Origin of the sequence: Clostridium sp. 7_2_43FAA (genome assembly GCF_000158375.2) — a bacterium.
In the GTDB taxonomy this organism is placed as follows: Bacteria; Bacillota; Clostridia; order Clostridiales; family Clostridiaceae; genus Clostridium; species Clostridium tertium.
This window is the reverse complement of the sequence record NZ_JH815222.1, coordinates 485,607-499,816: the sequence shown is the minus strand read 5'-3', so window position 1 is coordinate 499,816 and position 14,210 is coordinate 485,607. Positions and strand designations below refer to the sequence as shown.

The 14,210-nt window shown below is 27.4% G+C and carries 14 protein-coding genes and 1 pseudogene; 4 read left to right on the top strand and 11 right to left on the bottom strand.

Features of this window, described 5'->3' with window-relative positions; genetic code table 11:
• From CSBG_RS03930 to CSBG_RS03905, 6 genes are all read right to left on the bottom strand, one after another.
• Positions 1 to 198, bottom strand: a 198-nt coding sequence (locus CSBG_RS03930) for a transposase (RefSeq protein WP_008677262.1), incomplete at its 3' end; no start/stop codon positions are given.
• Between the two features lie 140 nt (positions 199 to 338).
• Positions 339 to 1,574, bottom strand: coding sequence for a hypothetical protein (locus tag CSBG_RS03925; RefSeq protein ID WP_008677260.1), 1,236 nt, complete (start codon positions 1,572 to 1,574; stop codon positions 339 to 341).
• A 37-nt stretch (positions 1,575 to 1,611) separates the two neighbouring features.
• The gene (locus CSBG_RS03920) at positions 1,612 to 2,367 is read right to left on the bottom strand and encodes an NAD(P)H-dependent oxidoreductase (RefSeq protein ID WP_008677258.1); all 756 of its coding nucleotides are present in this window, start codon (positions 2,365 to 2,367) and stop codon (positions 1,612 to 1,614) included.
• A gap of 103 nt (positions 2,368 to 2,470) precedes the next feature.
• Positions 2,471 to 3,316 carry a protein phosphatase 2C domain-containing protein gene (locus CSBG_RS03915; protein ID WP_008677256.1) on the bottom strand — a complete coding sequence of 282 codons (846 nt, stop codon included), beginning with the start codon at positions 3,314 to 3,316 and terminating at the stop codon, positions 2,471 to 2,473.
• Positions 3,317 to 3,553: 237 nt separating this feature from the next.
• Positions 3,554 to 4,909, bottom strand: a complete 1,356-nt coding sequence (locus CSBG_RS03910) for a PFL family protein (protein ID WP_008677255.1) — start codon at positions 4,907 to 4,909, stop codon at positions 3,554 to 3,556.
• A 13-nt stretch (positions 4,910 to 4,922) separates the two neighbouring features.
• Positions 4,923 to 5,192 carry an ACT domain-containing protein gene (locus tag CSBG_RS03905; RefSeq protein WP_008677252.1) on the bottom strand — a complete coding sequence of 90 codons (270 nt, stop codon included), beginning with the start codon at positions 5,190 to 5,192 and terminating at the stop codon, positions 4,923 to 4,925.
• Positions 5,193 to 5,525: 333 nt separating this feature from the next.
• Here CSBG_RS03905 and CSBG_RS03900 point away from each other — a divergent pair, with 333 nt between their 5' ends.
• The gene (locus CSBG_RS03900) at positions 5,526 to 5,741 is read left to right on the top strand and encodes a hypothetical protein (protein ID WP_035284994.1); all 216 of its coding nucleotides are present in this window, start codon (positions 5,526 to 5,528) and stop codon (positions 5,739 to 5,741) included.
• A gap of 287 nt (positions 5,742 to 6,028) precedes the next feature.
• Positions 6,029 to 6,463 carry a hypothetical protein gene (locus CSBG_RS03895; RefSeq protein WP_147567997.1) on the top strand — a complete coding sequence of 145 codons (435 nt, stop codon included), beginning with the start codon at positions 6,029 to 6,031 and terminating at the stop codon, positions 6,461 to 6,463.
• A 148-nt stretch (positions 6,464 to 6,611) separates the two neighbouring features.
• Here CSBG_RS03895 and CSBG_RS03890 read toward each other — a convergent pair whose 3' ends face one another.
• The 5 genes from CSBG_RS03890 to hcp all read right to left on the bottom strand — a co-directional run bounded on the left by CSBG_RS03890 (position 6,612) and on the right by hcp (position 12,686).
• Positions 6,612 to 6,971: a DUF1667 domain-containing protein gene (locus CSBG_RS03890; protein ID WP_008677248.1), complete on the bottom strand. Its 360-nt coding sequence runs from the start codon at positions 6,969 to 6,971 to the stop codon at positions 6,612 to 6,614.
• The gene (locus CSBG_RS03885; RefSeq protein ID WP_008677244.1) at positions 6,964 to 8,226 is read right to left on the bottom strand and encodes an FAD-dependent oxidoreductase; all 1,263 of its coding nucleotides are present in this window, start codon (positions 8,224 to 8,226) and stop codon (positions 6,964 to 6,966) included. The genes CSBG_RS03890 and CSBG_RS03885 overlap by 8 nt, the downstream gene beginning before the upstream one ends.
• 10 nt (positions 8,227 to 8,236) lie before the next feature.
• The gene (locus CSBG_RS03880; RefSeq protein WP_008677242.1) at positions 8,237 to 9,664 is read right to left on the bottom strand and encodes an NAD(P)/FAD-dependent oxidoreductase; all 1,428 of its coding nucleotides are present in this window, start codon (positions 9,662 to 9,664) and stop codon (positions 8,237 to 8,239) included.
• A gap of 432 nt (positions 9,665 to 10,096) precedes the next feature.
• Entirely contained in the window at positions 10,097 to 10,765 is a 669-nt protein-coding gene (locus CSBG_RS03875; RefSeq protein ID WP_008677240.1) for a Crp/Fnr family transcriptional regulator, read from the bottom strand.
• Positions 10,766 to 11,045: 280 nt separating this feature from the next.
• Entirely contained in the window at positions 11,046 to 12,686 is a 1,641-nt protein-coding gene (gene hcp / locus CSBG_RS03870) for a hydroxylamine reductase (protein ID WP_008677239.1), read from the bottom strand.
• Between the two features lie 271 nt (positions 12,687 to 12,957).
• Between hcp and CSBG_RS03865 the strand changes: the two genes are divergently transcribed.
• Positions 12,958 to 13,845 carry a helix-turn-helix domain-containing protein gene (locus CSBG_RS03865; RefSeq protein WP_008677238.1) on the top strand — a complete coding sequence of 296 codons (888 nt, stop codon included), beginning with the start codon at positions 12,958 to 12,960 and terminating at the stop codon, positions 13,843 to 13,845.
• 160 nt (positions 13,846 to 14,005) lie between these two features.
• Positions 14,006 to 14,210 (top strand): annotated as a pseudogene (locus CSBG_RS03860) (transposase); the annotation flags it as partial.

Genomic DNA, 14,210 nt, shown 5'->3' with positions numbered 1-14,210 from the left:
TTTTAATTCATATGGAGTTTCTTTTCTTTCATATTTATTTCTACCTAAATGTTCTTCCATTTCTCCTTCTAATATATTTTCAAGAACATCTTTAACAAGCTTCTGAATAAGCCCATTTTTCCCCATAACATCATCAATAGTTTTACATTTCTTTACTTCCTCATTGTAATCAAAGTTGGTATTAATATTCTTTGTCATAATTTTTCCTCCTAAATTTATATAGTATATTATTCCAAAACCACCAGCTGTTCATACAAAAAAACAGTAGTTAGTTTTGTTTTTACACAAAACTAACTACTGTCCCATAACAGCTAAAGTAAATTTACTTAGCTGTTATTTTAATTAATTCCTAATATATAGTTAACTGCATCTTTAAATTCTATTTTCCTAATTTTTTTTCTTAGTTTAAACTTAATACTTTCTATATATTTTATAGAAAATGGTAAGTATTCATCTATGACATTTATATATTCACTTGAAAAAAACTCTTTACTCAATATTACTGAAAACAATATAAGCATTATACAATTTGTTTTTATAAGTTCTTTCAATTCATGTATATTTTCTCCTTTAAAGCAACTGTCTTCTTTTAAAAACATAACTGTAAAATTTATTAATTTATTTACTATTTTATCTAAATTGTATTTAGGAGCTAATTGTGACATTATAGTTATATGATTGTTATTTATATCAGATTTAATATCTTGTAAATCATCTGCTAGTTGAAGCAAGAAACCATAAAAAATACAAAAAGATATTTCATCTTTATTCATCTTTCCCTTTGTTAAAAATCCATCTACTAGTACTGATGATCCACCTTTTTCAATAGATATACCTAAAATATCCTCTTCATAAGGAATACTCACAACATTTTGTTGTCTTAAACTTTTTATTTGACCTTTATGAATTGAAAGTAAAGCCTCATATAATTCACTATAATCATTTCTCTGAAAATCTTCTTCAATATAACTAACTAATTTATAAACAGCCTCTTCACAAAAATCACTACTTTCTACATTTTCTCCATTTAATCTCTTATTCAATTTATAATTAAAATTTTTCTTTTCCATGTCATTTATCGTTGTATTATCTAAATAGTTATCTGTATATGGATATAACATACTATAGCTAAATATAGCCTTAGATAGCTGTACTTTTTCTCCAAAGACTGCTTGAAGGATATTTATGATCCAAACATTTCTCATGGCCTGTCCTATGTCAGTATAACTTAAATTTTCATCAAATTGTTTTGCTTCTTTTATAAATCTTTTAGTGCTATTAAAAAAGTCATTTTTAATATTTTTATTAATTATTCCAAGCTTAAAGGTTTCTTTTTCACTTTCTATGAAGTTATCTATAATTTCATCAAACTCATTTTGCCACTTTCCCTTTTTATTATCTTCCTTAGGAAATTCGTTTATTTTTTTAATTATTAAATCTATATAGTTATCTAAATTCTTTTCTTTATTTTTCTTCTCTATATTAGTATATTTTTTCATATCTAATTTAAAATTTCTATCTGATTTCCACCATCGTTCACTACATTCTAAATATATATAGTTTATTAAATCCATTATTAATCTCCCAAATCTAATCTTATCATCACATTTATTAATTTTTTACTTTGCTCCCCATTAATTTGTAAGTAGCACTACCTATTGCTCTTTTTAAAGCTCCAATTTTAATATCTGGATGATAAATAAACTTTGAAAGCCCCGAATTTTTCCAATATCTATAATCAGCATCTCCCTCTTTAAAAGGTGTTTCTCCTGATTTTCTCCATAAATTATACATAAAAATAGATTTTACTTTTGGTTTGTGTATTTTTCTAGATATCAAATCTTCACTAAACTTACCAGATATACATTTTATTTTTTCCACATTTTTATCATTTAATTCTATGGCTCTATATGCTATTGGTATCATTTCCACAAAATTAAATCCCCAATAATACAATACATCCCTAATATACTTTGCTGAAGATGTATGCCCTGCCCCTGCAGTAGTAGTAATTACTAATGCTTTTTTTGTAAAAAATTTTGGCCTATGAAAATTATAAGACATATGGTCTATAAATGTTTTTAAAAGCCCACTAACTTGCATTGAATAAACTGGTGAAGTAACTATAACAGCATCTGCATTTTCAATTTCATTTACTATATAACTAATCTTTTCTTTGTGTGGACATTTATCTTCACCTTTATAAATACATAAAAAACATCCATTACAATAAGGTATATTTTCCTTACGTAATTCAATATCTATAAATTCAATTTCACCATGTTTTTTCATTTCCTCTTTTACAATGTTTAACACATCCCAAGTGTTACCTCTTCTTGGACTTCCATGTATTACAACACACCTCATAATTTCCCCCTAAAACAATAAAAGAGAAAGCTTAATATCTTGCCTTCTCTCTCGCTAATCATTCAATTTAAATTATACACCATATTTATCCAATTTGTAAATTTTATAATTCAAAATATATTATACTTGTATCATCTCTTTTCTTTAATCTCGGATAATCATTACAGTTACTATCTTTCTCCTGCTCTTCATATAATGTATTAAATATATCCTCTACATTACTCTCTTTTAGTAAATTTATAAACACCTTATAATCTTGTGCTAAATTGAATGTGTCATAAAATTGTGAAAACCCATCTGAAGTAATACAAATACTAATTTCACCATTAATAGAAATTTTATTATATAACCCTCTATCTACTGCATCTTCATTAAATTCCAATATCCAATATCCATTTAATTTATTCTTTAATTTTCTTACACTTATAACTTCATCATTACAAAGCTTTCTTGCATCTAATACAGAAATATTATTTACTTTGCTTACTTCACACATTTTTCTTAAAATATTTTCTTCTAACCCTATTAGTTTTCTATCAACAATTTCTTTTATTGATTCATTTTCTTGAGAATATATTAATGTACAATCACCAATTACATAATACTCTAATTCCTTACTATTAAATCTTAATAAAGCTAAAGCTGCACAAGGATAATCAATTTCCTCTAAATCATTAAATCCATCATATTTAGAATATTTTTCTTTAACTTCCTTAATTGCATTTTTTATTATTTCCTTAATATCTTTTGAACTATTTATATGTTTTTTTAAGTAATCATCTAATGCTTCAACATACCATAATGCATCCGTTTCTTTCTCAGTAATTCTTTTTCCAGTTAATCCTGTTGCTCCATCTAATATCCAAGCAGCGTTATCAAGTACGGTAATCTTATCTTCATTTGGTTTTGCACTATTTCCTTGCTTTGATAAAAACTTAATATTTTTCATATACTTTCCCCCTCACAAATCACTTTAGTATAAATTTAATAATTTATAATCAAATCTTATATAAATTATATCTATTCACTAAAATTATATACAATTTTACTTAATAAAAATGGACAATTATACTGTAAGTCATAATTGTCCTTAAATATATGTTTTTATTAATGATTTATAAAATAATAGTATAATATTTGATAAGCTCATCTAAGTGAAACATAAAAACATGAATTCTATATTTATTTAATTTTTAAATGAATGAATTGGTGCAGGTATTCTTCCACCTCTTTGTATAAATAAAGAAGATGAATATTTATTTACAGGCATTACTGGAGCTGTTCCTAGTAATCCTCCAAACTCAACTAAATCTCCTACCTTACATCCTGGTGCAGGTATTACTCTTACAGCTGTAGTTTTGTTATTAATCATTCCTATAGCTGATTCATCTGCAATCATAGCTGCTATTGTTTCGGCTGGGGTATCTCCTGGAACAGCAATCATATCTAACCCTACTGAACATATAGCAGTCATAGCTTCTAGTTTTTCTAAGTTTAACGATCCATTTAATACAGCATCAATCATTCCTGCATCTTCTGAGACTGGTATAAATGCCCCACTTAATCCGCCTACATGACTACATGCCATAACTCCACCTTTTTTAACAGCATCATTTAATAATGCAAGAGCTGCTGTTGTACCATGAGTTCCAACTACTTCAAGTCCCATTTCTTCTAATATATGCGCAACAGAATCCCCTACTGCTGGAGTTGGAGCTAACGACAAGTCTACTATTCCAAATGGAACTCCTAATCTTTCTGAAGCTTCTTTTGCAACTAATTGCCCCATTCTTGTAATCTTAAATGCAGTTTTCTTTATAGTTTCTGCAACTACATCAAAAGATTCTCCTTTTACTTTTTCTAATGCTCTTTGCACAACACCAGGTCCACTAACTCCAACGCTTATAACTTTATCAGCTTCTCCAACTCCATGAAAGGCCCCTGCCATAAAAGGATTATCCTCAACCGCATTACAAAATACAACAAGCTTAGCACAACCAAATCCCTTTGTATCCTTTGTATATTCAGCAGTTTTTTTAATTACTTCGCCCATTTCTCTAACTGCATCCATATTTATTCCTGATCTACTTGAGCCTACATTTACAGATGAACATACTTTGCTAGTTTTAGCTAATGCTTCTGGTATTGAATTTATTAATATTTTATCGCCCTTTGTGTATCCCTTTTGTACTAAAGCTGAAAAACCACCTATAAAGTCTACTCCTAAAGTTTCTGCTGCTTTATCTAAAGTTTGCGCAAACTTAACATAGTCTGTCTCATCTGTAGCTCCTGCAATTATTGATATAGGGGTTACTGATATTCTTTTATTTACTATTGGAATTCCAAATTCATTTTCTATTTCTTTACCTACTTTAACTAAATCTTTAGCACTACTAACTATTTTATTGTATATTTTTTCTCTAGCCTTATCGCCATCTGAGTCTATACAGTCTAATAGTGAAATACCCATAGTTATTGTTCTTATGTCAAGTTTTTCTTCTTCTATCATCTTTATGGTTTCTAATATATTATTACTATTCATCTTTAACCTCCAATTATAAAGTGTGCATTGAATTAAATATTTCTTCTCTTTGAATTTTAACCTCTACTCCAAGATCTTCGCCTTTTGTTACTAATGCACTTTTAATATCATCAAAGGTAGAATTAGCTTCTTTTAAATCTAGCATCATTATCATTGTAAAGTATTTATCCATTATAGTTTGGTTAACATCTAAGATGTTTATGTTTAATCTCAATAATTCATTACTAACTCCTGCAACTATTCCCACTTTATCTTTTCCTATTACTGTTAATATAGCTTTCATTAATATTCAACTCCTATTTTTATTATATTTTTCCAAATAACCTAAAAAGTTATTATAATTTTATCCCTTGTCCGTAAGTTTGTCAATTTTTAACTGTAATTATTCGTAAAAAATCCGCAATTTTCATTCTTTTCTAAAAAAATTAGGCTCTGTTTTAATGAAGTGTTTATTATAATATTGTGAAGGAATTTAAAAATAAAATATTAATATTTTTATCCTAATATAATTATGCCTCCAATTAATGTATAATAAAAACATACATTAATTAACAATTTTATTATTTAATGAAATACTGTTTAATAATTTTACTTAAATTCGAATGTGGGTAGATTTATGAATAAGAATAGTAATTTACTTTATTGTATTTTAGGAAGTATAATATTAGTTTTGTTTAATACTAGTATTGTTTATGACTCACTTCGTTTTCTTCCTATAATCGGATTATTTTTAAGGCAATTAACTTATTTTATATCAGCTATAGGTGTAATTTTATCTTTGTATTTTACAATTCTATTAATAAAAGAAAATTGGAAATTTAAAGAAAAATAATTTCAATTTATTAAAATTATAATTTTGACTAGTAGATTTAGAGTCACACTTGTAATTTTATGCATATTAAATGACAAATAAAAAATTCTATTAAAAGCTATTTTTAATAAGTAAAATCAATGACTTAATAGGGTATAACATTTCGTTATTCCCTTTTGAAAAAATTAATATTGAAGTTATATTTAATAATGTATAGTTTTTTAGGAGGAGCTTTCTATGAATAAAAAAAAATAATAAGTATATTTGCTGCAGTATTAATCTTTTTTTCATTTTTGCTTTATAAATACTTGCAGTTAAACAATAATAAATTAAATATCTATGCTGACAGAGTTTTATCATTAGCTATTAATACACAAAACTCTATTTATGCGATTACGGAAGATTCCTCAACAGAAGAAGATTTTAACCGCAATGTAGAAGACCTAATTATTAATGTGTATGCATTACAAAATGTATTAGAAAGTGGTGAAATATTGCTTTCAGGAAATGGCAGGAACGGTAGTGCACTGTATAATTCTTTAGATAATCTTAAATCAGCAGTTAAATACGATAATAAAAATCTAAAAAATATTGAACTAGATGCTATAAATAGTGCTAGTGATGTATTAATTCAAAGATTACAGCCTTATTATGACGATGGCAAAAATATAAGTAAAAAGGAAATACTTGCAGCTACTCAATTAGCTTTAATGAAAATGAGATTAATCGAGTTACTTCATTAATTACTGAAATGGAATTAATTATTATAAAATTTGCAGATAATTTTAATTTCTGCAAATATTCATGTTAAATAAAATGACTGGCTATTAATAGCCAGTCATTTTTAATCATTTCTCTCCCTTTATACTTCCATTTAAATTTCAATATTATTTAAGCCTTAATGCTTTTTATATCTCTGCAACTTACAATATCAATTCCTGTTCCTAATATATCTTTAAGAATTACTTCACCTACAGAAATAGGTGCAACTACTTCAAGTTTTTTAAGCTCTTCCATGCACTTAAAGTTAAGTTCTTTTGGAATTGCCCCCTTTGTTTTAACTGGAAGCACTGGAAGTTCACCCTCTTTAACTTTAACAGTAGTAGTTATTACCCTAACAGGATTGGTTACTTCGCTAATCCCATAATCAATACCTCTCTTGCATCCATTTCCACTTACTTTATTTTCTTCAATATTGACCTTTAAATGACATCCCATAGGACAACATATACAAATTAAATTTTTATACATCTTCTTCACCATCCTCTAAAGAAATAATTAAGTCTTCTTCTATGTTATTTAATAATTTCTTACTTAAAACTATTCTTTCCATTTCTGATGGCGCTAAATGCCTTTTCTTCAGCCTTGCAACTTCCTTTTCCCCAGATTTAACAACAAGCACTTTATTTTTATAAACATTATTTACTCTCATAAATATAGTCAACTTTTCATCTATATCTTCTATAGAAATTCTTTGAGGAACAGTATAATTTATAGCATTACCATTCTTTATATTTATATAATTTTCCTTCTTCAATATGTTCTTCAAATACTTTGCAGCTGATTTTCCTGCATGTTTAGCTTCTTCAGTAACAAAATCTACCAAATCATGTACATGAACTACATTTCCACAAGCAAAAATTCCATCAACATTAGTTTCCATACTTTCTGTTACAACAAGTCCATTGGTCCTTCTATCTAGTTCTATTCCTACTTTATCTGATAATTCATTTTCCGGAATTAGTCCAACTGATAATAGTAATGTATCACATTCAAATTCTACTTCTGTTCCTTTCATAGGTCTCTTATTTTCATCAACCTTTGAAATTATAACTTTTTCTAGTCTTTTATATCCAATAATATCTACAACTGTATGTGATAAGTATAATGGTATATTATAATCTTCTAAACATTGAACTATATTTCTATTAAGCCCGTTTGAATATGGCATAAGCTCTACAACTGCCTTTACCTTAGCACCTTCTAATGTCATTCTCCTAGCCATTATAAGACCTATATCACCAGAGCCTAAAATTACTACTTCTTTACCAGGCATATATCCTTCCATATTTATATATCTTTGAGCTGCTCCTGCAGTATATACACCTGAAGGTCTATCCCCTGGAATATTTATTGCTCCTCTTGTTCTCTCCCTGCATCCCATTGCCAATATAATCGCCTTTGTTTCCAAAATCATATACCCATCATTAGAATTTATTGCATGTATTCTCTTATTTTTTTCTATTTCTAAAACCATTGTATCAAGTTTTATATCAATTTCACTTTCTTCAACAAGTTTTATAAATTTATCAGCATATTCAGGGCCAGTAAGCTCCTCTTTAAATGTATGAAGACCAAAACCATTGTGAATACATTGATTTAATATCCCACCAAGTTCTCTATCTCTTTCAATTATTAAAATATTTCTTACCCCATTTAAATAAGCTTCATATGCAGCTGCAAGACCTGCAGGACCTCCACCTATTACAATTAAATCATAACTCATAATTATCCTCCTATCTTGACTTTCCAGTTAAAATATATGAACCATCTTTTTCTAAAACTATATTTTCTAAAGGTATATTAAGTTCTCTGGATATTATTTCTTGAACACGAGGTCCACAAAATCCACCTTGACATCTTCCCATTCCAGGTCTACATCTTCTCTTTACTCCATCTAAAGAAATAGTTCCAAAAGACCTTTTAATTGCATCTACTATTTCACCTTCAGTTATTTGCTCACATCTACATATAATTCTTCCATACTTACTATCTTTTTTTATTATTTCAGCTCTTTCTTCTAATGAAAGCTCCATAAATCTAATTTGCTCTCTATTTGGATTAAAGTTATCTTTTCTACTCATATTAAGTCCAGCATTTTTTAATATATCTAATACACCAATAGCTATTGCTGGAGCAGCAGATAACCCAGGTGACTTCATCCCTGCTACATCTATAAATCCTTTAATATCTTCATTTTCCTCTATAATAAAATCTCCATTATCAGAATGTGCTCTTAAACCTGAAAAGTTTCTAATTGAATTTCTAAAATTTATTTTGTTTGTTGTCTTTGATGCAGTTTCCTTTATATAGTCTAAACCTTTACTTGTTGTTTTTACTGAATCTTTATCTTCAATAGTTTCTGCATTAGGTCCTACGATTAAGTTTCCATGAACAGTTGGAGTAACTAGTACGCCTTTTCCAAGTTTTGTTGGACATTGGAATATAGTATGTTCAAACATCTTGCCTTCATTCTTGTCAATTACATAATATTCTCCTCTAATTGGAGTTATCTCAAACTGCTCTTTACAAATCATGTTATGAATTTTGTCAGAATAAACACCAGCTGCATTTATTAAATATTTAGCCTCTACTACTCCTTTATCCTTTATATTTATTTTAAATGTATCATTTTTTTCTATTCCTATAACTTCACTACTTAATTTAATTTCTCCTCCATTTTCAATACCATTTTCAATTAAAGCTATCGTATATTCAAATGGTCCTACTATTCCTCCTGTTGGTGCATATAATGCTCCTAATATATTTTCACTTAAATTAGGCTCTTTTAATAAAACTTCTTCTTTATTTAGTAGCCTCAATCCCTTTACCTTATTTTTTATACCATTCTCACATAATTTTTTTAATAACTCCATTTCTTCTTCATTAAAAGCTATTACTAATGACCCATTTCTTTTAAATGGTACGGACAACTCCTTACATAGGCTTTCAAACATTTCGTTACCCTCTACATTATATTTTGCCATTAGTGTTCCATGTTCTGGATCATAACCAGAGTGAATTATAGCTGAATTTGCTTTTGTCGTTCCCATAGCTACATCATTTTCTTTTTCTAAAATTACAACTTTTAAATTAAATTTAGTTAGTTCTCTAAAAATAGAAGCTCCTATAACACCAGCTCCTATTATGGCAACATCATACATATATATACCCCCATTAATATTATTTAAATTTATTTTAACCAACCTTTTTATAATTTAAATTATTCCTGGCATCTTTGTTTAGATAACAAAAAAAGCACAAAAATAAGACTTAACTCTTATTTTTATGCTTAACTCTAACTTCTCTTAGCACATTAAATAATTATAAATTTATTATATCATATATTTTTCCAATGGTACATATAACTTTCAGAATTTTATTTATATAATATTTTTCCTATAAAATTTGTACAAAGATTATTATACTTTTTTGGTAATTATTCTAAATTTTCTAAATTTTATTTAATTTATTAAAATATTCCATTATAATATACTTATTGCACGGGTTAATTTGAGTTATCCCTTTACAATTTATATATACCAAATAATTGGGCAGGCTTTTTTATTTAATAGCCTGCCTAGTTACTTTTATTATTAAACAAAGAATTCATCTTCTAAGCCTTCAAGATCTAATATCGTTATTTCTTTTAAACTAAAATCTATAAGTCCCATATCTCTCATATTTATAAGTTCTCTTGAAAGAGATGGTCTTGGAATTCCAAGCTCTTCAGCTAAATCTTTTTTAGATGATATTTTTAATGAAAATGTATTATTTCTTTTATAATTATCAAGTAAAATCTTACATATCTTTCTTCTAATTGAATCTAATTCAATTAAATTTATTTTTCTATTTAATATAACTATTTTTTGAGATAAAAGCTCTAATATATTTTCTGTAAACTTAGTATTCTTCTGAATTATACCTAAAACACTTTTTTTAGGAAATGATAATACCTTACAATTTTCAAAAGCCATAACTGTTGCAGGATACTCTTTTTCTTTAGAGAATAATAGTGCTTCTGCAAATACATCACTTACATTAAAATAGGATAATGTTAATACTTTTCCATTTTCATATATAGTCTGGATTACAGCCTTTCCATCAATTACAACAGATAAGCTATTACACTTTTCTCCCTGATTTGCTATTACTTCACCCTTTTTATATGATTTTATTATATATGATTCACTTTTTAAAATTTCCTCTATCTCAACTTCAGGAATACCCTTAAAAAAGCAAGTATCCTTTAATATATCTATCATACGAACTCCCCTTTGTATAAAAATGCGAATATTTTTATAATTGATAATGCATAATGGACAATTAAGAAAAAAACAGAGATTTTTAAATAAAAGGTGCTGATCACCAATTTAATTTAAGTTTTTCTGTGCAAAACATCCTTAATTATCAACTATCAATTGTCCATTATTAATTTAAATTGCTTTGCAATTTATTAATATTATACTATCACAAATTATCTATAAAAAAAACAAAAGCTGTTATAAAACCAAGTAGCTTAGTTTTACAACAGCTTTTAATTTATTATTGTCCTAAGAACATGTTTAAATCATCTTCAACATTAGTTATTCCACCAATACCAAAGTTTTCAACAAGTACTTTTGCAACATTTGGTGATAAGAATGCTGGTAATGTTGGTCCTAAGTGAATATTCTTAACTCCAAGATATAATAATGATAATAATACTATTACAGCTTTTTGTTCATACCATGCAATATTAAATGCTATTGGTAATTCATTTATGTCTTGTAATTCGAATACTTCTTTAAGTTTTAATGCGATTAATGCTAATGAATATGAATCGTTACATTGTCCTGCATCTAGAACTCTTGGAATTCCACCGATATCTCCTAAGTCTAATTTGTTGTATTTATATTTTGCACAACCTGCTGTTAATATAACAGTATCATTTGGTAGAGCTTTTGCAAAATCTGTGTAGTAATTTCTTGATTTAGCTCTTCCGTCACATCCTGCCATTACGAAGAATTTCTTAATTGCCCCTGATTTAACAGCATCTACAACTTTATCTGCAAGTTGCATTACTTGATTATGAGCAAATCCACCTATGATTTCTCCTTTTTCTATTTCTGTTGGAGCCTTACATTTCTTTGCAAGTTCAATTATTTCTGAGAAATCTTTAGCTTGTCCATCTATACCCTCTATATGCTTGCATCCTGGGAATCCAGCTGCTCCAGTTGTGAATACTCTGTCTTTATAGCTGTCCTTTGGTGGTACTATACAGTTAGTAGTCATTAAAATTGGTCCATTGAAGCTTTCAAATTCTTCTTTTTGCTTCCACCATGCATTTCCGTAGTTTCCTACAAAATGATCATATTTCTTAAATGCTGGATAGTAGTGAGCTGGTAACATTTCTGAGTGAGTATAAACGTCCACTCCTGTACCTTCTGTTTGCTTTAATAATTGTTCTAAGTCTTTTAAATCATGACCTGAAACTAATATTCCTGGTTTATTTCCAACACCTATATTAACTTTTGTCATTTCTGGGTGTCCATAAGTTCCAGTATTAGCACTATCAAGTAAAGCCATACCGTCTACCCCAACCTTACCAGTTTCTAAAGTTAAAGCAACTAGTTCATCTACTGTTAAGTTATCATTTAATAACTTAGCTAAAGTTTCTTGCATAAATGCACTTACTTCTTCATTATCATAGCTTAATTCATTAGCATGCTTCATGTAAGCTGATAATCCCTTTAATCCATAAGTTATAAGTTCTCTTAAACTTCTTATATCTTCATCCTTAGTTGCTAATACACCAACTTCTATTGATTTTGCATCATATTCTTCTCTTGTAGTTGCTGTCCATAATGCAGCTTCTGATAATCCATCTTTATTTGATAATTTATTTAATAATTCTTCCTTTATTTCTAAAACTCTTTTAACTCTTTCATAGAATATTTCATCATCAAAGTTAGCATTAGTTATAGTTGTAAATAAGTTTAATGTTATAAAGTGATTAATTTCAGCTGAAATTTCTTTTCCTTCTTTTCTTAATCTTGTTGTAACTTCTGATAATCCTTTTGTTGTATATACTAATAGATCTTGCATTCTTGCTAAATCTGGTGATTTACCACACACTCCAAATTGTGTACATCCAGTACATCCTGCTGTTTCTTGACATTGGAAACAAAACATTTTATTTTCCATCGAAAAAATCCCCCTTGATAATTTAAATCTTAATTTGTTCCTTCTATGTTTACATTATATGAGGATTTCATATCTAATTCGGTAACACTCGTTACAAGGTAACTAAAAAACAAAAAATTTATCTTTTAATTTGTCAAAGACCAATTATAAAGATGTTTTACTATAATGAAATTTATTTCTTTTTGCATTATACTGTTATTATAATTACTTTTCTCGTTTAAAATTGCTTATAGGTATGACAATTTTGCTATTTTTATTTAAAGGAGATATTATGGATAATAAAAGTTATTTACAACTTAAGGAACAAGTTAACCATGGAAATATGCAATTACCACTAGAAGTCTATAATGTGGAATTTAGGAATTCAGCCGATTTCTATTCACACTGGCATGATGAAATGGAGTTTATATACATACTTAATGGTTCTGCAGAAATTTGCATAGATTTTAAAATATTTAGCGTAACTACTGGAGATTTCATTATTATTCCTAACGGATCTATTCATTATATGATAGGCAAAGAAAATAGTAAGATATCTTATGTAGCTCTTGTATTTAATCTCTCTTTAATAGAAGGAAATACTTTAGATTATTCTCAAATTAACTTTGTAAATCCCATAATGAAAAACAAATTATTTTTTAAGAATATCATAAGAACTTCAAATGTTGGACATGCTAAAATAGTTAATTCTTTTAATAATATAATAGAAAGCTACAATAATAAATCTTATGGCTTTCAATTAGAAATTAAAGGATCTTTATTTTCAATTTTTTCTACTATCTTTAAAGAAGGTTATATTAGCCTAAATTTAAATTCAGAAAACTATAGTGATTTAATCAAAGTTGAAAATTTAAAAGAAGTTATTAAATATATTCAAACCAATTATAAAAATCCTATCTCAATTAAAGAATTAGCAGATATAGCTCAGTATAGTGAATACCATTTTTTAAGATTCTTCAAAGCTCAAACAGGTAAAACTTGTACTCAATATATTAATTATTTTAGAATTCAAAAAGCAACTTTGCTTTTATTTGATACAAATTTATCTATAACAGAAATTGCTTATGAAGTTGGATTTGGTGATGTTTCATATTTTATTAAAACCTTTAAAAAGTTTTTATCAATATCTCCCACTAAATATAGAAAATCAAATTTATAAATTGTGAAGCAATTTATCTTTAATGAAATAATGAAAAAATTAAGGTAAAAAATCGGGACAGTAGTTAGTTTTGTGTAAAAACAAAACTAACTACTGTTTTTTTGTATGAACAGCTGGTGGTTTTGGAATAATATACTATATAAATTTAGGAGGAAAAATTATGACAAAGAATATTAATACCAACTTTGATTACAATGAGGAAGTAAAGAAATGTAAAACTATTGATGATGTTATGGGGAAAAATGGGCTTATTCAGAAGCTTGTTAAAGATGTTCTTGAAAATATATTAGAAGGAGAAATGGAAGAACATTTAGGTAGAATAAATATGAAAGAAAAGAAACTCCAGATGAATTAAAAAAGAACTA